Source organism: Bacillus sp. D48C, from assembly GCF_053345735.1.
In genome coordinates this window covers 215451-233460 of sequence record NZ_JBKFAQ010000005.1, presented here as the reverse complement: position 1 = coordinate 233460, position 18010 = coordinate 215451, and the positions used below count along the sequence as shown (strand labels likewise).

Annotated in this window: 21 protein-coding genes and 2 riboswitches; of the genes, 2 read left to right on the top strand and 19 right to left on the bottom strand. The window is 36.4% G+C overall.

What is annotated here, in order from left to right:
• The 9 genes from cobA to ACLBXA_RS15330 all read right to left on the bottom strand — a co-directional run bounded on the left by cobA (position 1) and on the right by ACLBXA_RS15330 (position 7981).
• Complete coding sequence (gene cobA / locus ACLBXA_RS15370) at positions 1 to 777, bottom strand: uroporphyrinogen-III C-methyltransferase (protein WP_000521280.1); 777 nt, start codon at positions 775 to 777, stop codon at positions 1 to 3.
• Positions 778 to 861: 84 nt separating this feature from the next.
• Entirely contained in the window at positions 862 to 1062 is a 201-nt protein-coding gene (locus ACLBXA_RS15365; protein WP_000424929.1) for a DUF3906 family protein, read from the bottom strand.
• Positions 1063 to 1072: 10 nt separating this feature from the next.
• Positions 1073 to 2695 carry a nitrite/sulfite reductase gene (locus ACLBXA_RS15360; RefSeq protein WP_000119600.1) on the bottom strand — a complete coding sequence of 541 codons (1623 nt, stop codon included), beginning with the start codon at positions 2693 to 2695 and terminating at the stop codon, positions 1073 to 1075.
• Between the two features lie 92 nt (positions 2696 to 2787).
• The gene (gene cysC / locus ACLBXA_RS15355) at positions 2788 to 3399 is read right to left on the bottom strand and encodes an adenylyl-sulfate kinase (RefSeq protein ID WP_000380490.1); all 612 of its coding nucleotides are present in this window, start codon (positions 3397 to 3399) and stop codon (positions 2788 to 2790) included.
• A gap of 12 nt (positions 3400 to 3411) precedes the next feature.
• Complete coding sequence (gene sat, locus ACLBXA_RS15350; protein WP_000108784.1) at positions 3412 to 4548, bottom strand: sulfate adenylyltransferase; 1137 nt, start codon at positions 4546 to 4548, stop codon at positions 3412 to 3414.
• Between the two features lie 38 nt (positions 4549 to 4586).
• Positions 4587 to 5291, bottom strand: a complete 705-nt coding sequence (locus ACLBXA_RS15345; protein WP_000959017.1) for a phosphoadenylyl-sulfate reductase — start codon at positions 5289 to 5291, stop codon at positions 4587 to 4589.
• Between the two features lie 87 nt (positions 5292 to 5378).
• On the bottom strand, positions 5379 to 5522 hold the full coding sequence (locus tag ACLBXA_RS15340) for a YezD family protein (RefSeq protein WP_000116158.1): 144 nt from the start codon (positions 5520 to 5522) through the stop codon (positions 5379 to 5381).
• Between the two features lie 72 nt (positions 5523 to 5594).
• A riboswitch (SAM riboswitch) is annotated at positions 5595 to 5703 on the bottom strand.
• Between the two features lie 114 nt (positions 5704 to 5817).
• On the bottom strand, positions 5818 to 7134 hold the full coding sequence (lysA, locus tag ACLBXA_RS15335) for a diaminopimelate decarboxylase (RefSeq protein ID WP_000280641.1): 1317 nt from the start codon (positions 7132 to 7134) through the stop codon (positions 5818 to 5820).
• A 180-nt stretch (positions 7135 to 7314) separates the two neighbouring features.
• Positions 7315 to 7496: riboswitch (Lysine riboswitch) on the bottom strand.
• Between the two features lie 89 nt (positions 7497 to 7585).
• Positions 7586 to 7981 carry a DUF3888 domain-containing protein gene (locus ACLBXA_RS15330; RefSeq protein ID WP_001228823.1) on the bottom strand — a complete coding sequence of 132 codons (396 nt, stop codon included), beginning with the start codon at positions 7979 to 7981 and terminating at the stop codon, positions 7586 to 7588.
• A 253-nt stretch (positions 7982 to 8234) separates the two neighbouring features.
• On the opposite strand from ACLBXA_RS15330, the gene ACLBXA_RS15325 reads away from it, so the two are divergent.
• Complete coding sequence (locus ACLBXA_RS15325) at positions 8235 to 10121, top strand: LTA synthase family protein (RefSeq protein WP_000939085.1); 1887 nt, start codon at positions 8235 to 8237, stop codon at positions 10119 to 10121.
• Positions 10122 to 10309: 188 nt separating this feature from the next.
• The gene (gene pssA, locus ACLBXA_RS15320) at positions 10310 to 11011 is read left to right on the top strand and encodes a CDP-diacylglycerol--serine O-phosphatidyltransferase (protein ID WP_000285417.1); all 702 of its coding nucleotides are present in this window, start codon (positions 10310 to 10312) and stop codon (positions 11009 to 11011) included.
• A 29-nt stretch (positions 11012 to 11040) separates the two neighbouring features.
• On the opposite strand, the gene ACLBXA_RS15315 is transcribed toward pssA, so the two are convergent.
• The 10 genes from ACLBXA_RS15315 to hisD all read right to left on the bottom strand — a co-directional run bounded on the left by ACLBXA_RS15315 (position 11041) and on the right by hisD (position 18006).
• Positions 11041 to 12012, bottom strand: a complete 972-nt coding sequence (locus ACLBXA_RS15315) for an NAD(P)-dependent oxidoreductase (protein WP_001062837.1) — start codon at positions 12010 to 12012, stop codon at positions 11041 to 11043.
• 144 nt (positions 12013 to 12156) lie between these two features.
• Positions 12157 to 12324: a DUF4025 domain-containing protein gene (locus tag ACLBXA_RS15310; RefSeq protein ID WP_001118893.1), complete on the bottom strand. Its 168-nt coding sequence runs from the start codon at positions 12322 to 12324 to the stop codon at positions 12157 to 12159.
• Between the two features lie 68 nt (positions 12325 to 12392).
• Positions 12393 to 13409, bottom strand: a complete 1017-nt coding sequence (locus ACLBXA_RS15305; RefSeq protein WP_000861857.1) for a histidinol phosphate phosphatase domain-containing protein — start codon at positions 13407 to 13409, stop codon at positions 12393 to 12395.
• A 12-nt stretch (positions 13410 to 13421) separates the two neighbouring features.
• Positions 13422 to 13745: a phosphoribosyl-ATP diphosphatase gene (gene hisE / locus ACLBXA_RS15300; protein WP_000426355.1), complete on the bottom strand. Its 324-nt coding sequence runs from the start codon at positions 13743 to 13745 to the stop codon at positions 13422 to 13424.
• Between the two features lie 11 nt (positions 13746 to 13756).
• Positions 13757 to 14062 (bottom strand): phosphoribosyl-AMP cyclohydrolase, encoded by a 306-nt coding sequence (gene hisI / locus ACLBXA_RS15295; protein WP_000803959.1) that lies wholly within the window; start codon positions 14060 to 14062, stop codon positions 13757 to 13759.
• A complete protein-coding gene (hisF, locus tag ACLBXA_RS15290) occupies positions 14059 to 14817 on the bottom strand; it encodes an imidazoleglycerol phosphate synthase cyclase subunit (protein WP_000880105.1) in 759 nt (252 codons plus the stop codon). The genes hisI and hisF overlap by 4 nt, the downstream gene beginning before the upstream one ends.
• Positions 14811 to 15530, bottom strand: coding sequence for a 1-(5-phosphoribosyl)-5-[(5-phosphoribosylamino)methylideneamino]imidazole-4-carboxamide isomerase (hisA, locus tag ACLBXA_RS15285; protein WP_242297439.1), 720 nt, complete (start codon positions 15528 to 15530; stop codon positions 14811 to 14813). The genes hisF and hisA overlap by 7 nt, the downstream gene beginning before the upstream one ends.
• Positions 15503 to 16132, bottom strand: coding sequence for an imidazole glycerol phosphate synthase subunit HisH (gene hisH / locus ACLBXA_RS15280; RefSeq protein WP_000560346.1), 630 nt, complete (start codon positions 16130 to 16132; stop codon positions 15503 to 15505). Before hisH ends, hisA begins: the two co-directional genes overlap by 28 nt.
• Positions 16133 to 16717: an imidazoleglycerol-phosphate dehydratase HisB gene (gene hisB, locus ACLBXA_RS15275; RefSeq protein WP_001249962.1), complete on the bottom strand. Its 585-nt coding sequence runs from the start codon at positions 16715 to 16717 to the stop codon at positions 16133 to 16135. It abuts the gene before it with no gap.
• Positions 16717 to 18006 (bottom strand): histidinol dehydrogenase, encoded by a 1290-nt coding sequence (gene hisD, locus ACLBXA_RS15270; protein WP_000402916.1) that lies wholly within the window; start codon positions 18004 to 18006, stop codon positions 16717 to 16719. The genes hisB and hisD overlap by 1 nt, the downstream gene beginning before the upstream one ends.
• Between the last annotated feature and the right edge of the window lie 4 nt (positions 18007 to 18010).

The window sequence follows — 18010 nt, the reverse complement described above, 5'->3', positions numbered from 1 at the left end:
TTACAACACTCCACTTACTTGATAAGCATTTTCCGTTTGCTTCTCAAACCAATGGATTTTTTCTCTAAAACGGACAACTTCTCCAATTACAATCATGCTCGGATTTTGAATTTGCTCTTTTTTCGCAACATCTACAATTGTCCCTAACGTTCCAACAACTGTGCGCTGCATAGACGTCGTCCCCTGCTCAATAATAGCAACTGGCGTACTTTTATCTTTTCCATGCTTCATCAGTTGTTCGCATATGTAGGGTAAATTACTAACCCCCATATATACAGCTAACGTCTCTACACCTTTCGCTAAATTTTCCCATTTCACTTCTTCTTTAGCACCTTCTTTCCTATGCCCAGTCACAATAGCAAAACTTGCACTTGCATCACGGTGCGTCACTGGAATACCAGCATAAGCAGGTACAGCTATTCCAGACGAAATGCCTGGGACGATTTCAAATGGTACACCTTGCTTTGCTAATGCTTCCGCTTCTTCTCCTCCTCTACCAAATACAAATGGATCACCGCCCTTAAGCCTCGTTACAACTTTTCCTTTTTTCGCATATTTAATAAGAAATGTGTTAATTGTCTCTTGCTTCATCGTGTGATAATTCGGGAGTTTCCCGCAATAAATTAAATCCGCTTCAGGCTTTGCATATGAAAGCAATTCTTTATTCACGAGACGGTCATATAAAATAACATCTGCCTTCTCAATACATTTCAATCCTTTAACAGTAATTAAATCCGGATCGCCAGGACCCGCTCCAACTATATACACCTTCCCCATCATCTCTCCTCATTTCTTCTATTAAAATGAAACTTCCATTCGTATATAAGAATGGAAGTTTTTATTTTTTCGTATTACTGATCTCTACTCATGAATAACAAATGCCGCACCTTTTCGAATCTTCTTTTTTTCAAATAAGGAGATTTCCTTTACTTCTGGCAACGGTAAAAAATGCTTTTCAAGCTCAATCTCCGCAAGCTTAAATGCCTGCTCTTCACTTTGAGCAACAACAACAATCGGAACGATATTATTCGCTAATACAGCTTCAAATCGATATAATTCCATATTGCCCCTCCTAAGACGCTATTACTTCTTCTAACACGTTATTTAAAGCTATTTGCAATGTATCTACACCGATACGTCCGACAAAATCATAAAATGTTTCGGCAGGTAACTTATTCTCTTTAAAATAACTTATAAATGATGCGAGTACATCCGGTAAATCCTCGCCATCTATTTTCCCTTTTAACTTTTGATTATAGGCACCGCCATCTAACAACGTTCCACCTACATATATTTCAAATGCTTCAACAATCCCTTTTTCCTTCGTTTTCATTTTTACCCCTTGTAATCCGATGTCAGCAATTTGACGTTGACCACATGAATTTGGGCATCCTACCATATGAATTCGAACTGGAACATCAAGTGCAATTTCTGTATCTAAGTATTCTGCAATTTTCCGTAATCTTTCTTTCGTTTCTACTAGAGCAAGATTGCAATATTCAATACCAGTACATGAAACCGCATGACCAATAAATGATTTCGGACTTGCAGATATCGCTTCAAACAACGGTTCACTTAATAAACCCGTTACATTTTCTGGTGGAACATTCGGAATGATGAAGTTTTGTGAGTTACACGTACGAATTTGTCCATTTCCATACTGCTTTGCAATTCTTGCAATCTCAAACATTTCTTTTGCATGTAAACGACCTACCGGCACATTAAAACCGACATATTTTAATCCATCTTGTTTTTGATCTTGAACACCATAAAAATAGCCTGCATTCCATCCTTTAAGTGCACTTTCTCCTTTACTTTGCAATGGTCCTGTATACTCTATTAGTTTCTCTTTAAATTTCTCTGCTCCCCAGTCTGCAACAAGAAATTTCAAACGAGCTAAATGACGTTTCTCGCGATATCCAAAATCACGGAATATAGTAGCAATCCCAATTGCTACCGCCTTCACTTCTTCTGGTAAAACGAACACATCTAATTCATCAGCTAAATATGGACGGGCTGATAATCCACCGCCTACTTTTATATGAAAACCAACTTTTTTCTCACCATCTATTTCTTTCGTAGCAGGTGTAAATGCAACACAGTTAATCTCTGCGTTTGCCGAGTTATAAACGTTAGAACTAATAGACATTTTAAATTTACGTGGTAAGTTAGAAAACTCTTCATTATGTTGGAAATAGTCATATACCTCCTTCACAATATGCGTTGTATCAAACAGTTCATTCGCATCAATTCCTGCAAGTGGATTACCTGTAATATTACGTGTTATATCACCACACGCCCCTGCTGAAGATAACCCAACTCTTGCTAATCTTTTAAAAATATCTGGCATTTGCTGAATTTCTAACCAGTGAAACTGAATCGCCTGTCTTGTCGTAATATCTATTACATCACGTCCATAATCCTCAGCGATAGAAGCAAGCACTTCCGCCTGCGCATTTGTAATAATCCCTGAAGGAATATTTACACGCATCATAAAATAGCCAGCTTCTTTCGGTCTTTGCAAATACAATCCTGCCCATTTAAATGCGTCCCACTCTTCTTTCGGAATAGATTCGAATCCATTTTCCGCATAGTAAGGAATATCATTAAAAATTTCCAAACCATCTTTTGCTAATTTATTTTTCTCAGTCTGATTTAATTTTTCATTATTAGCCCATACTTTTTCATAACTCATTTTTAAATCCCCCTATATAAAGTGAAACTTTAATCAACCCTCACCAATCGGGCATTTACAGCCTGCTCCAGCCGAATTTTGAGGTGGGCGTTTTACTTCCCAGCAAACAACGGGACAAAACTACGCTCTTGTAAGTACTTCACGATTTGTTCTGCACATTCTTCAATAGAATACTTGTGCGTTTCTACAATTAATTCCGCTCGATCTGGTTCCTCATACGGTGAATCAATACCTGTAAAATCTTTAATATCACCTTGTCTCGCTTTTTTGTATAACCCTTTTGGATCACGTTTTTCACACTCTTCAATTGGACATTTTACAAACACTTCTATAAACTCATCTGCCGCTAATAGATCCCTAACTTGTTTGCGATCTACTCGAAATGGTGAAATAAATGCTGTAAGGACAACTGTTCCTTGATCTACAAATAACTTTGCCACTTCGCCAATACGTCTTATATTTTCCATGCGATCACTTTCAGAAAATCCTAAGTCTTTATTTAAACCGTGGCGAATGTTATCCCCATCCAGCACATAATTTCCAATATTCTTTTCAAACAGTTTACGAGCGACCGCATTCGCTACTGTAGATTTACCCGAAGCTGATAAACCAGTAAACCAAATTACAAAACTGTGATGTCCATTCTTCACTCTTCTATCATCTTTTGAAACCGAAGCTATATGCCAAGTAATATTCGTATCCATCTCGTTCTCTCCCTATTCTGTTACTACTTCTTTTTTTAAACCTTTAATTAGCACTTCTACTACTTCTTTACGACTAAATGTACTTGGCGGAATCTCACCGTTTCTTAATAATTCTCTTACTTTCGTACCCGATAAAATAACATGATCTTCTTTTCCGTGCGGACATGTTTTCGTTGAAGCCATCGCTTCACATTTCGTGCAGTAAAAACTATGTTCAAAGAATAGTGGTGTAATGCCTAACTCTTCTATCGTAAAATTCGTGAAGATTTCTTGCGCTTCGTATGTTCCGTAATAATCTCCTACTCCGGCATGATCACGCCCTACAATAAAGTGTGTACATCCAAAATTCTTTCTTACTAACGCATGAAATATAGCTTCCCTTGGTCCTGCGTAACGCATTGCAGCAGGAAATACACTTAAAAAGACACGATTTTTCGGATAATAGTTTTGAAGGAGTACTTCATAGCTTTCCATTCTTACATCAGCAGGAATATCATCCGATTTCGTTTCTCCAACGAGTGGATTTAAAAAGAGACCATCTACAATTTCAAGAGCAGATTTTTGAATATACTCATGGGCACGATGTACCGGGTTTCTCGTTTGAAATCCGACTACTGTTTTCCACCCACGTTTTTTAAATTCTTCTCTCGTTTCAATTGGGTCTAAACGATAAGAAGGAAATTGATTATTTTCAAAGCGTTTTGTTAGAATAATAGTTCCTCCAACGTAAACGTTTGGCCGTTCATATAACTTTTTCACTCCTGGATGAACCTCATCCGTTGTTTTATATACAAGTAACGCTTCTTTTTCTTTATCTGGTACGAAAATATCTTCTATTTGAATAACACCATATATATTTCCATTGTTGACAAGCTTTACTTCCTCTCCAGTCTTCAGGCTTTCTGCGACTTCTTCTGTTACCGGTAATGTAATCGGTATACTCCACACACTACCATTTGCTAAACGAAGCGTTTCTACGACTGAATCATAATCTTCCTTCCCTAAAAAACCAGTAAGCGGGCTATATCCACCTGTCGCCAATAGTTCTAAATCACTTAAAGCAATATTGTCTAATTTAATTTCTTTTTCAATTTGTGATACCTCATATGTCTCATCTATACGGTTTACTAATTCGTTTACTGTGCTCATTTTCTATATCCCCTCTTAGCTTTATTTCAAGATTCATCTTATTGATAATGAAGACCACATTCGGTTTTCATTTTCCCAGCCCATCTACCATCTCTTGAATCGCCACCATCCCCTACAGGTAAAGTACATTTCTCACACCCAATACTTGGATAGCCAACATCATGCAACGGGTTATACGGCAAGCTATGTTTGTATACATATCGCCAAACTTCTTTCCACGTCCAATGAATGAGTGGACAAACTTTAATAGATTGAAAACGATGATCTTGATTTATAAACTTTGTATGCTTACGTGTTTCTGATTGTTCCCTTCTTAAGCCCGATATCCATGCTTTTTCCACGACTAATGATTTTTCTAAAGGTAAAATTTTTCTAATCTTACAACAAAGATTCGGATTGCTCTCCCACAGTTTTTCACCATGCAACTTCGCCTGTTCATCAAGTGTAAGTTCTGGCTGTTTTTCTATAATATTCAATGAAGGAAATCGTTCCCTCACTCTTTGAATTAATTCATACGTTTCTTGAAAATGAACATTTGTATCTAAAAATACAACTTTAGCAGATGGATTTACTTGGTTTATAAGGTGCAGCAATACCATACCTTCCACCCCAAAGCTACATGCATAGACGATTTCATCTTTATACTCTTCATAAGCCCAATTTAATACTGATAACGCGCCTTTTGTTTCATCTTCTTCCGAAAATGAAACAACATTTTCTTCCCACGTTTCATACGTCAACATGTTTTTTCCCCCTGTAAAAGCAAAAAGACGGTTTTAACCTAATGAAAATAGGTTAAAACCGCCTCTAGTTTTTCTAGTCAGCGCTTTTCACTTTAAACGTACTTTTTCACTTTTCTCTAACTGAATTACTTTTCCATCTTGCACAACAATTGTAATTGAACCATATTTCATATCAGCAAGCATCGCTTCAATCTTCTCGGATACTTCATCAAAATGTTCCCGTACACTCACGCGAACAGCCCCCCTTTTTATTCATAAAAAAAATCTTTCCCATTTCGAAAAGACTGTTCGGTAATATATTTTACCTTATCTTTCAAAATGGATTCCATTTTGCTGGATTTAGCACCTTGCTTTCTATAAGCAGGTTGCCGAGCTTCTTCGGGCCAGTTCCCTCCGCTTCTCTTGATAAGCTTTGTATTTGTATTTTATCACAATTCTGATTTTTTTCAATCCTAGTTTTCCGATATATTTTAATTATTTTATTTTACAAAAAAGGAATTGCCCATCCGAACAACTCCTTTTCTATTTAGACAAGCTCTTTAATACGTATGCGATCGTTCCCAATAATATTTTCATATGTTTCGCGTTCCACAACTACTTGCGATGTTCCGCCTTTTGCAAAGACCACGGCTGGTCTTCGAATCCGATTGTAATTATTCGCCATCGAATACCCGTAGGCTCCTGTACAGGAAACTGCTAGTAAATCAGCAGAAGCGACTTTTGGTAAATGAATATCCCAAATCAACATATCTCCACTCTCACAGCATTTCCCAGCAATCGAAACGAGTTCCTCATTCTCATCATTCCCTCGATTCGCTAACATTGCTTCATAACGCGCACTATATAAAGCAGGTCTTAAATTATCTGTCATTCCACCATCGACTGATACATATTTCCGAATACCAGGAATATCTTTCACAGATCCAACTGTATAAATTGTTGTCCCAGCATCACCTACAATGCTACGGCCTGGTTCAATCCATATTTCTGGCAATGGATATTCACATACAGTAAATTGTTCTCTCACTGCACTTGTTACAGCTCGCACATATGTCTCAAGAGTTAATGGTGTATCCGACTCTGTGTAGCGTATTCCAAATCCCCCGCCTACATTTAACACTTTTACTACATAGTTTGTTTGCTCTCTCACTTCTTCTAAAAATTGGCGAAGAACTTCAATTGCTCGAACAAAACCAGCTGTTTCAAATATTTGCGATCCGATATGTGAATGAATCCCTAGCACATTATAATTTGATTTTTGTAAAGCAAATCCAATTGCCTGCATCGCTTGACCGTTTGAAACGCCAAATCCAAATTTCGAATCATCTTGGCCTGTTGTAATATATTCATGTGTGTGCGCCTCTACTCCAGGTGTTACACGAATTAATATGTTCACAAATTTTCCATGTTGCATCGCTAAATCGTGTAAAATTTCTAATTCAAAGAAATTATCTACGACAAAACAACCAATATTCGCCTGAAGAGCCATCACTATCTCTTCTTCTGTTTTATTATTTCCATGAAAATGAATACGTGATGCTGGAAATCCAGCTTGGAGCGCAGTATATAATTCTCCCCCAGAAACAACGTCTAATGACATATTCTCTTCACGAGCTACTCGGCACATCTCCATGCACAAGAACGCCTTGCTTGCATATGCTACTTGATAAGAGAAACCACTTTCTTTAAAAGCACGATGAAACGCTCGGCATTTTCCTCGAATAGACTCTTCATCGTATACATAAAGTGGTGTTCCGTATTGCTTTGCTAGCTGCGTCGTATCGCACCCTCCAATTTCTAAGTGTCCTTGCCCATTAATTCGGCTTGTGCCGTGTAAATACATTTAAATTCCTCCCTTATTTCCTCTAAAACTCATAACCCCAATCTTCTATTCATTGCAGCACGCTTTTAGATAGACAAAAAACGCGCGGAACAATGTTCACACGCGTTTCTTATTAGGAAAAATATATATTGAAAAAATAAACGAGTTGTTATCTCCTCAAAATAAGAAACCGCATCAACATCTCCAAATAGCTCTCCATAAAATAAATCTTATGACAGTACTACATTTATTCAATGTAGTCCCAATATATGAATAAGATGGTTATTCTTATATTTCGGCAATAGTCCCTTTCAACCTATGATCACAGATTCCATTAAATCTCCCATAGCTTACTCTTTCCTATCGCGGCCTCTACCTTTGAGAGTAGATGAGGTAAGTCTATTTAATTTTCAAACATCTAATTGTTGCTATTAACAATACCAAAGGACCATTTTATTTGTCAAACAATTTTTTATATTGTTTTTTTACAGTTTAATTTTGTATCGTTTGGTAAGCGCTTTACTGAAATCTTTGTCACTTCCCATTCGCCTTCTTCGTTATTAAATGTAATCGTTACCTTCTCAAATGGTGGAGCAATTTTCCCAGCAACACGTTCATACTTTGTCACTTCAATACTTGCTTGAAATAAATATGTACCGCTATACACTTTTTTTAAACTAATAATTTTAGGACATTGATAAGGTTTCAAACTTCCATATTGTTTTTCAATTGCTTTATTTATTTTTGGAAATAAAACAGAATAAAGTGCATCTTCCATAAGAGGTGCATCATATTGAGCTACCGACACACTCGGTGAAGTAAAAAGTATAACACTACTGCATGCTATAAAATATAATAATTTTCGCATTATAACCTCCGTATATCACGCGATTCTTTCTACGTACGATAATTATCATACATAGAAATTCTGTTTTATTGTCTCCCACCAATCTTTTTCTACTCGATTATTATAAAAAAGCCCACAACCCCCTTTTATTTTCGTATAATGATACTCATAGTATAATAATCATAATAACAAAGGACTGTTCGTATATATAAAAGGAGTCGTTAAGCAAACTGACTCACAAGAACTGTCATGCTTTTTAGGAGAGGAGTATATTATGCTACAACATCTGTTTCCAAAACTGCGATTTGCACTCGTTGCAGTCGTTTTACTATGGATTAAAACATATATTGTGTACAAGCTAGCATTTGATATTAAAATTGATAATTTCTTTGAAGAATTCATGCTTTTTATTAATCCACTAGCTGCGTTACTTTTATTTTTCGGCTTAGCTTTACTTGCATCTAAGCACCGAAACCGAATTATAATTGGAATCAGTTTTATACTGTCATTTATTTTATTTGGAAACGCAATGTTTTATGGGTTCTATAACGATTTCGTTACTTTCCCGGTTTTATTCCAAACAAACAATATGGCTGATTTAGGGACAAGTATAAAAGAACTCTTTACGTACAAAACATTACTTTTATTTGCAGATGCAATTATTTTAATGTTTATTTCGCGTAAATTCCCATCATTTGGCGACAAAACACCACTTTCCCGCTCAGAGAAGCGAACTTTCTTTAGCGGTGTAACAGCTTTATTAGCACTACAAATTGTTGTATCAGTTATTTATAAACCACAAATGTTCTCACGCTCATTTGACCGTCAAACTGTTGTGAAAAATTTAGGTTTATACACATATCATCTATTTGATATTACACTTCAATCCAAGTCTTCAGCTGAGCGTGTATTTGCAAGTGGCGATGGATTTTCTGAAATTAAGAACTATACAGACTCAAAAGACAAGCAAGTTGATAAAAACTTATTTGGAGCTGCAAAAGGTAAAAATGTAATTTTAATTTCAATGGAATCTACACAAAGCTTTGTTATTAATAAAAAAATAAATGGAAAAGAAATTACACCATTTTTAAATGAATTTATTAAGGATAGCTTCTATTTCGATAACTTCTATCATCAAACTGGACAAGGTAAAACTTCTGATGCTGAATTTATCGTTGAAAACTCACTTTACCCACTAGATCGTGGTTCTGTATTCTTTACTCATGCAACAAATGAATACACAGCTACACCAGAACAATTAAAGAAATACGGATATTCTTCTGCCGTCTTCCATTCAAACGATAAAACGTTTTGGAATCGGGATGTAATGTATCCTACACTTGGATATGATCGTTACTTTAATTTAAATGATTACGTAGGAACGGAACAAATGTCTGTCGGTTGGGGATTAAAAGATAAAGAGTTCTTTGAACAATCTATTCCAAAGTTAAAATCTTTACCGCAACCGTTCTATACAAAATTTATTACATTAACAAATCATTTTCCGTTTCTTCTAAATCCGGAAGACCAATATGTTGATGAATTCAACTCAGAAAGTGGTGTTGTAAACCGCTACTTCCCAACTGTTCGTTACACAGATGAAGCTCTTAAATTATTTATTAAACAATTAAAAGAAGAAGGACTGTATGATAATTCCGTTATTGTCATTTATGGTGATCATTATGGTATTTCCGAAAACCATAACGCAGCTATGGCACAGTTCCTAGGAAAAGATACTATTACACCATTCGATTCTATGCAATTACAACGCGTTCCTCTTATTATTCATGTGCCTGGTCAAGAAGGAAAAGTTGTTTCTAAAGTATCTGGTCAAATTGATATTAAACCAACGCTCCTTCATTTACTTGGTATTAAAACAAATAAATCCGTTGAATTTGGAACTGACTTATTTATTAAAGAAAAAGACCCGCTTATGGTAATGCGTGATGGTAGCTTTGTTTCTGAAGAGTATGTTTATACAAAAAATATGTGCTACAAAAGAAGTACGGGTGAAGAAGCTGACATGACGCTATGTCAGCCGTATGTTGAAAAAGCAAAAACAGAATTAAAACTCTCCGATAAATTAATTTATGGAGATTTATTACGTTTCGATCCTAATAATCGATATAAAACCGGAACGATGACAACGAAATTTGAATAGTAAAGGAAGCAACTTTATACAAGTTGCTTCCTCTTTTTATTTTCACTTAATTTATTCCTCATCCTTCTATGAAATCTTTCACAAATTGGTAATTTCTTTCGTATGAGGAATAAATTTATGGTATGATAAAATAAGTAAACTTTCATACACTAATTAAGAATTTATTACAGAAAGCAAGGGATCAGATTTTGTATAGAGCAGCTATTCCAAACTTATTTACGCTCGGAAATTTATATAGCGGATTTTTATCAATCGGCTATGCATCTTTAGGATATTATAAATCAGCTGCTATTTTAGTACTTATCGGGATGATGTTAGATAGTCTTGATGGTCGTGTTGCTCGTTTATTACGTGTTGATTCACAAATGGGAAAAGAGCTCGACTCGCTTGCAGATGTCGTAACATTTGGTGCAGCACCTGCTGTTTTAATGTATTACACATCTTTCTCAAACTACGGAATCATCGGATTATACATAGCGGGATTATTCCCTCTTTTCGGGGCATATCGTTTAGCACGATTTAATGTAACACCATCTTCTACTTCAATGAAATATTTCACTGGAGTACCGATTACAGCAGCGGGAGGGCTTGTTGCTTTCTTAACATTATTTTCACATACCATTCCAAAAATCGTTCTTATTACCGTATTTGTAACGTTCGCATTTTTAATGGTGAGCCGCATTCGTATCCCAAGTTTAAAAGATGTACCAATTCCACGATATAGCATCATTATTACACTATTTTTAGTTGGAATCATTATTACAATGTATCAAACAGGATTTGGCAATTTTTCTGTTTTCTTATTCATTGCCATTCCACTATATATTTTGTACATGTTATCTCAATTCATTAGACAAAGACCGTCTAAAAAAGCGAATAAAGAAAAATAAGAAACCTTCCGAGTCCGGAAGGTTTCTTTTTATTTTGTGACTAATACCTTTTGATTTACAGGTGTTACTGGCTCTTCGCCGTTTAATACAGCTAAAATATTTCTGACAGCCATTTCAGCCATCGCATCACGAGTTTCAAACGTTGCATTCCCTACGTGTGGAGCAAGCACTACATTCTTTAATTCTTTTAGCTCTTCTGTAATTTTCGGTTCAAATTCAAACACATCAAGAGCTGCCCCTTCAATTTCATTCGTTTTTAATGCATGAGCAAGTGCCGCTTCATTCATAATTGGTCCACGTGAAGCATTTACAATATACGCTGTTTTCTTCATCATTTTAAACTGCTCTTCATCAATCATATGATGTAATTTTGGATTATAAGCACAGTTAATTGTAATAAAATCTGCTGTTTGTAATAATTCTTCCAACGTCACATACGTTGCTCCCAGTTCACTTTCAGCTTCAAGCTTACGATTTGGCCCTGTATATAAAACACCCATTCCAAATGCTCTCGCACGTTTTGCAACAGCCTTCCCGATTTCTCCAAGACCAATAATTCCAATTGTCTTACCGTGGACTTCTCGTCCTAAGAAAAATAACGGTGCCCATCCGTTAAATCCAGTCGTACGACATAACGTATCCCCTTCAGGAATTCTACGCGCCGCTGCTAAAAGAAGTGCAAATGTTAATTCTGCAGTCGCTTCCGTTGATACTTTCGGTGTATTCGTTACTGCAATTCCTTTTTCCCCAGCATACGTGTAATCAATATTGTCGTAACCAGCACCATAGTTTGCAACAATCTTTAAATGAGGCGCTGCATCAATAACTTCTTTTGGCACCTTTGTTGAAAGTAAACTTAACAATGCATCTTTATCTTTTACACGCTCTGTTAATTCATCTATAGAAATTAACTCCTCTTTATCGTACATTTCTACATCATGATCTTTTAATAGTTCTAATCCAATTTCTGGAATTTTTCCCGCTACTAATATTTTTGCCACTACTAACACCTCTTCTATAGAAAATAAGATATCTCTTATATTTCATTGTAAGAAATCCATATATAAAAACCAAGGAATTTGATTATAGTTTTGAAAATCGACACTTTTCCATAAAAAAAGAGGAGATACAACTCTCCCCTCTTCTTACGCTTTTTCCTGCGATTCTTTTCCGAGCTTCACATCAATAGTTCCTTCTGCAACCGTATCGCTAATTTGCTCCTCAATAACCGATTGAGATGCAGCATTCGTTTCAGACGTATAAGCTTGTTGCTGTGCAACTTGTACATTTTGTTTATTTTGTTGTTTCGCCATTTCTTACCCTCCTTTTCATTCTTTCTTATTTTGAACAAAAAGGACGGTTTTCATCAAAAAATCGCGTTTCATTTTAAATTTGTTACTTCTTCTTCAAGCAACCTCATTACTCTTGCTCGCTTCGTAAATGTTGCGACCTGAGTAACACCGTGAGCTCGTAATGTTTGTACATTTTCTTGTACATAATTCCCTAAATCATTTGGATAATGGGCATCCGAAGAAATCGTAATTGGAACACCATACTTAGCTAATACTTGTAAATATAGTGGACTTGGGCACATCTCACGAACAGGGTAACGATAGTACAGTCCTGCATTTATTTCTGTTGCCGTATTCGTTTCTACTAACGCACAGGCAATTTCCTTATAATAAGAAAGCTGTTCATTCTCATCCAATCGATAATTAAATACTTTTATATTATCAAGATGAGCGATAATATCAAATAACTCTGTATGAATCGCACTCTCAACTGTTTTAAAAAACGTATCGTATAATGTGCGTAGGTCATGCACCTCAAAATATTCTTTCGTATCCGGATTATCAAATCCCCAGCCATTTAGAAAATGAACGGAACCAATTACATAATCAAAGTCTCCTAGCGCTAATAATTCTTTTAACTCTCCTTCACAATCAAGAAAATAATCCGCTTCAATTCCAAGTTTAAGTGTGACACCTCTTTTACTCCATCGTTCTTTCGCTTCTTCAATTGCCTTTGTAAAATCATACAGTGAAACTACCCTTACTTGATCTAACCATTCCTTCTGTATACGACCAAGCTTAGAATCACTAATATCTACATATTTTTCATAATATCCTTTCGCTTCATGAAAACGATATAGATGATCAACAATTCCCACTTCTTTTATTCCTTTTCGCACAGCTTCTTCTAAATAGAGATCCATCCATTCTTTTGTAAATGGCCCTTCCTTCACACGCTTTTGCAAACGCTCTTGTGTTTTCATAAGCCAATCAATAGAATGCCTTTCTTGAAGCGGTTCATAACATTCCAACGCTTCATTTATTTTAGCAAGCCATCTTATTGAATACGGTCCTTCTTCTAAGTGAAGATGATAATCTACTTTCATATACATTCCCCCTTATAATGTATCTATTTCCCTTCTATCCCCAACTCTCGAAAGCTTTCCATTTCGTTCTTTCACCTCTCGCATGACATCTTCCAATGCAATATTTTTTTCAGCCAATAAAACGAAACAGTGATAAAATACATCAACCATTTCTTTCACTACTTCTTCTTTATCATTATTTTTACATGCGATAATTACTTCAGCGCACTCTTCACCAATTTTCTTTAAAATTTTATCTTCTCCTTTTGAAAATAAATAATTTGTATACGATTCAGGAAGTGGGCTTTCCTTTCGTTCTTCAATTGTTTTATACAGCAACTTAAAGGCATTTTCCATATGTATCCCCCCTATATAATTTGATAGTGAAAGCATGTCTTCTCCCCCGTATGACAAGCAGGCCCTACTTGTTTCACATTCACAACAATTGAATCTTGATCACAATCTAAGTATAGAGATTGCACATATTGAACATTCCCTGATGTTTCTCCCTTATTCCATAACGACTGCCTCGAACGAGAATAAAACCATGTTCTTTTCGTCTCTAACGTTTTTTCATATGCGTCTTCATTCATATAAGCTAGCATTAAAACTTCTTTCGTACCTTCTTCGATGACAATTGCTGGTATTAATCCTTTTGAAAAATTAGGTTTCATAACCGCACCTCAACATTTGCATCTCTTAATTTTCGCTTTACACTCTGCACTGTCGCCTCACCATAATGAAATATGGATGCCGCTAACGCTGCATCAACCGTTGTCTTTTGAAAAACTTCTATAATGTGATCCGTATGACCACAGCCCCCTGATGCGATGACTGGAATGGAAACACTTTTTGAAATCTCTTCTGTTAAACGAAGATCATATCCACTTTTCGTTCCATCTGCATCCATACTCGTTAACAAAATTTCACCCGCCCCGAGCTTAACAACACGCTTCGCCCATTCTATAGCATCCATTTCTGTGTCAACTCTTCCACCGTTGACGTATACGTTCCATTTATCTTCCGCTACTTTTCTAGCGTCAATTGCGACGACAATACATTGTGATCCAAAGTGTTCTGCCCCTTCTTCGATTAGCTTCGGGTTTCGCACTGCCGCTGAGTTTATTGAAACTTTGTCTGCTCCAGCTCTTAGTAAATTGTACATATCTTTCACACTTGAAATCCCCCCGCCAACCGTAAGAGGAATAAATACTTTTGCTGCTGTTTTTTCTACAACATCTATAATCGTTTTTCTTCCTTCATGGGTCGCCGTAATATCTAAAAATACGATTTCATCTGCCCCTGCCTCGTTATATGCTTCAGCTATTTCAACCGGATCACCGACATCTTGTAATCCTATAAAATTTACACCCTTTACGACTCGCCCTTCTTTCACATCTAGACATGGAATAATTCGTTTCGCTAACATAACTTTGTTACCTGTAATACTTCTTCTAAATCAATCTTTTTCTCGTAAAGCGCCTTTCCAATTATGACACCATATATATTCATATCATTTAACTTTTTCACATCTTGAATAGATGCCACTCCTCCAGAGGCAATGAGACGAATGCCCACACTTTTTTGAAGTAACGTCAATTGTTCAAAATTTGGCCCTGCAAGCGTCCCGTCTTTCGAAATGTCTGTAAACACAATCGTTTGAACACCTAAACTTTCCATTTGTTTCGCTAAACTAATATAAGAAATTTCAGACAAATCAAGCCAACCTCTCGTTGCTACGAAACCATTTTTCGCATCAATTCCAACAATGATTTTCTCTTTATATAGATGAACTGCTCCCTCTAAAAATGACTTATCATAAAGAGCCGCTGTTCCTAAAATCACTTTTTCTACACCTACTGACAATAACTTCTCCACCGCTTTAAGTGAACGAATTCCTCCTCCCACTTGCACAGGAATACGTACCGCCTTGCAGATTTTTTCAATGACGAGAAAATTTAGCGACTCGCCAGCAATTGCACCGTCTAAATCAACAATGTGTAGTATTTCCGCTCCAAGCTTTTCAAATATGATCGCCTGCGCTACCGGATCTTCATTCATCACCGTTTCTTTACTAAACTCTCCTTGATAAAGTCTAACGCATCGCCCTTCCTTTAAATCGATAGCCGGGAAGATTTCCATGCTTCTACCACCCCTTGAAAATTTTTTAATATTTGCATGCCAATTTCACCACTTTTTTCTGGATGAAACTGTGCACCAAATACATTTCCTTTCGCTACAAACCCTGGTACTTGCATTCCATAATCACTTACTCCGCATACAATTTCATCTGGACAATCCGCGTAATATGAATGAACATAATACACGAAAGAACCATCTACTAATCCATTCCAAAGCGGAAATTCTCTTTCCTTCCTTAATTCATTCCATCCCATATGAGGAATTTTATACGAAACTTTTAACTTACGAATTTCCCCTGGTAGTAAACCTAACCCACTACAACCTTTTAGTTCCTCACTTCGTTCAAATAAAAGCTGCATGCCCAAACATATACCGAGGAGTGGTTTTCCTATATCACAAACTTCTTTTAGTACACACACTAAATCTCTTTCTTCTAATACTTCCATCGCTTTCGGAAATGCACCTACTCCCGGTAAAATCACGCCATCGCTTCTCAATATCTCTTCTTTATCACTCGTTACAATGTGCTCTGCCCCAATATATTTTAATGCTTGCTCTACACTACGAATATTCCCCATTCCATAATCTATAATGGCAATCAATTACAACATCCCTTTCGTTGAATTTACACCAGTAATGTTGGCATTTTTTTCGACCGCTTCTCTAAGCGCTCTACCAAAAGCTTTAAATAATGCTTCAATTTTGTGATGTGTATTACTTCCATATAGAACGCGCGCATGTAATGTAATATTGGCAGCATGTGCAACTGCTCTAAAAAATTCTTCCGTCAATTCTGTATCAAAATCCCCGAGCTTCGGATTTGTTAATTCCCCTTGAAATACACAATATGAGCGTCCACTTATATCAATTGCGACAAATCCTAAAGATTCATCCATCGGTACATACGCTGAACCGTAACGATTAATTCTCTCTTTATTTTGCAATGCTTCTTTCAAGCAATTTCCGAGTACAATTCCAACATCTTCAACGGTGTGATGTGCATCGACAAATACATCACCTTCTGCCTCAACTTGCAATCCAAATCTTCCATGTCTAGCAAATAAAGTCAGCATATGATCGAAAAAACCAATCCCCGTTTGAATAGATACATTCGTACTTTCATCAAGCTGCAAACTTAATTTAATTTTTGTTTCTGTCGTCTGACGTACTTGACTGGACTGACGCATTATTTTTCCTCCTCTAACCTTATTTGGATTGCTCTCGCATGTGCATGTAACCCTTCTTTATTTGCAAGCTCTACAATATGATGCTGTACATTTTTTAATGCTTCCTCCGTATAAGAAATAAAACTTGATTTTTTCACGAAATCATCGACTGATAACGGAGAAAAAAATCTTGCCGTTCCGCTCGTTGGTAATACATGATTCGGTCCCGCCAAATAATCCCCGAGCGGTTCAGGTGCATATGGCCCAAGGAAAATAGAGCCTGCATGTTTCACATAATCTAGAGCATTCATCGGTTCTTTTATATGTAACTCTAAATGTTCTGGAGCAATTTCATTTGATAACTTTAGTGCCTCCTCTAAAGAAGGAACGATAAAGATGGCTCCATTTCTATTTATTGATTCACGTGCAATTTCACTTCTTGGTAACATTTCTAACTGTCTTTCTACCTCTTTTTCTACTTCTTTAGCTAGTTCCATATTCGTTGTAATACAAATTGCCGTTGCTCTCTCATCATGCTCTGCTTGCGATAATAAATCCGCTGCGATATATTTTGCATTACCTGTTTCATCCGCGACAACTACAATTTCTGATGGACCAGCAATCATATCGATATTTACTATTCCGTATACTTCTCGTTTCGCTAGAGCGACGTACAAATTTCCCGGTCCAACTATTTTATCCACTTTCGGAATCGATTCCGTCCCGTATGCTAAAGCCGCAATTGCTTGCGCGCCACCTATCGTATAAATTTCATCTACCCCCGCAAGATTTGCAGCAGCTAATATATGAGGATCAATTCCTTCTTTCCTCGGCGGTGTTACCATTACAATCTTTTTCACACCTGCGAGTTTCGCCGGCAATACATTCATTAATACTGAAGAAGGATATGAGGCTGTCCCACCCGGTACATATACACCTATATTTTCTAATGGCCGAATGAGCTGTCCTCTAATTATGCCTTTACTTTCACAATCGAATATTGAGTACTTCTTTTGCTTTTCGTGATACGAAACAATGTTTTTCTTCGCCTCTTTTAAAGCTTCTAAAAATGAATTCTCTACAAGCATACTCGCTTGCTGTATTTCTTCTTCACTTACACAAAAATCTTTCATCTCTACACCATCAAACTTTTTTGTATAGAAAGATAAAGCCTCATCTTTCCCTTCCCTTACATTTCTAATGATTTCTCTTACACTTCTTTGAACAGTTTCTTCTATTATATTAGCGTTTTCTCTTAGCACTTTTATTTTAGATAATGCCTCCTTAAAGTCTTCATAAATGATTTCCATTTTA

Coding starts and splice junctions, on each gene's coding strand:
- cysC (WP_000380490.1), bottom strand. CDS start 3,399: ATGGATACGAATATTACTTGGCATATAGCTTCGGTTTCAAAAGATGAT.
- hisI (WP_000803959.1), bottom strand. CDS start 14,062: ATGAAACCTAATTTTTCAAAAGGATTAATACCAGCAATTGTCATCGAA.
- ACLBXA_RS15305 (WP_000861857.1), bottom strand. CDS start 13,409: ATGAAAGTAGATTATCATCTTCACTTAGAAGAAGGACCGTATTCAATA.
- sat (WP_000108784.1), bottom strand. CDS start 4,548: ATGAGCACAGTAAACGAATTAGTAAACCGTATAGATGAGACATATGAG.
- lysA (WP_000280641.1), bottom strand. CDS start 7,134: ATGTATTTACACGGCACAAGCCGAATTAATGGGCAAGGACACTTAGAA.
- hisD (WP_000402916.1), bottom strand. CDS start 18,006: ATGGAAATCATTTATGAAGACTTTAAGGAGGCATTATCTAAAATAAAA.
- hisE (WP_000426355.1), bottom strand. CDS start 13,745: ATGGAAAATGCCTTTAAGTTGCTGTATAAAACAATTGAAGAACGAAAG.
- hisA (WP_242297439.1), bottom strand. CDS start 15,530: ATGGAAATCTTCCCGGCTATCGATTTAAAGGAAGGGCGATGCGTTAGA.
- hisF (WP_000880105.1), bottom strand. CDS start 14,817: ATGTTAGCGAAACGAATTATTCCATGTCTAGATGTGAAAGAAGGGCGA.
- cobA (WP_000521280.1), bottom strand. CDS start 777: ATGGGGAAGGTGTATATAGTTGGAGCGGGTCCTGGCGATCCGGATTTA.
- ACLBXA_RS15365 (WP_000424929.1), bottom strand. CDS start 1,062: ATGGAATTATATCGATTTGAAGCTGTATTAGCGAATAATATCGTTCCG.
- ACLBXA_RS15310 (WP_001118893.1), bottom strand. CDS start 12,324: ATGGCGAAACAACAAAATAAACAAAATGTACAAGTTGCACAGCAACAA.
- ACLBXA_RS15330 (WP_001228823.1), bottom strand. CDS start 7,981: ATGCGAAAATTATTATATTTTATAGCATGCAGTAGTGTTATACTTTTT.
- ACLBXA_RS15360 (WP_000119600.1), bottom strand. CDS start 2,695: ATGAGTTATGAAAAAGTATGGGCTAATAATGAAAAATTAAATCAGACT.
- ACLBXA_RS15345 (WP_000959017.1), bottom strand. CDS start 5,291: ATGTTGACGTATGAAACGTGGGAAGAAAATGTTGTTTCATTTTCGGAA.
- hisB (WP_001249962.1), bottom strand. CDS start 16,717: ATGCGTCAGTCCAGTCAAGTACGTCAGACGACAGAAACAAAAATTAAA.
- ACLBXA_RS15325 (WP_000939085.1), top strand. CDS start 8,235: ATGCTACAACATCTGTTTCCAAAACTGCGATTTGCACTCGTTGCAGTC.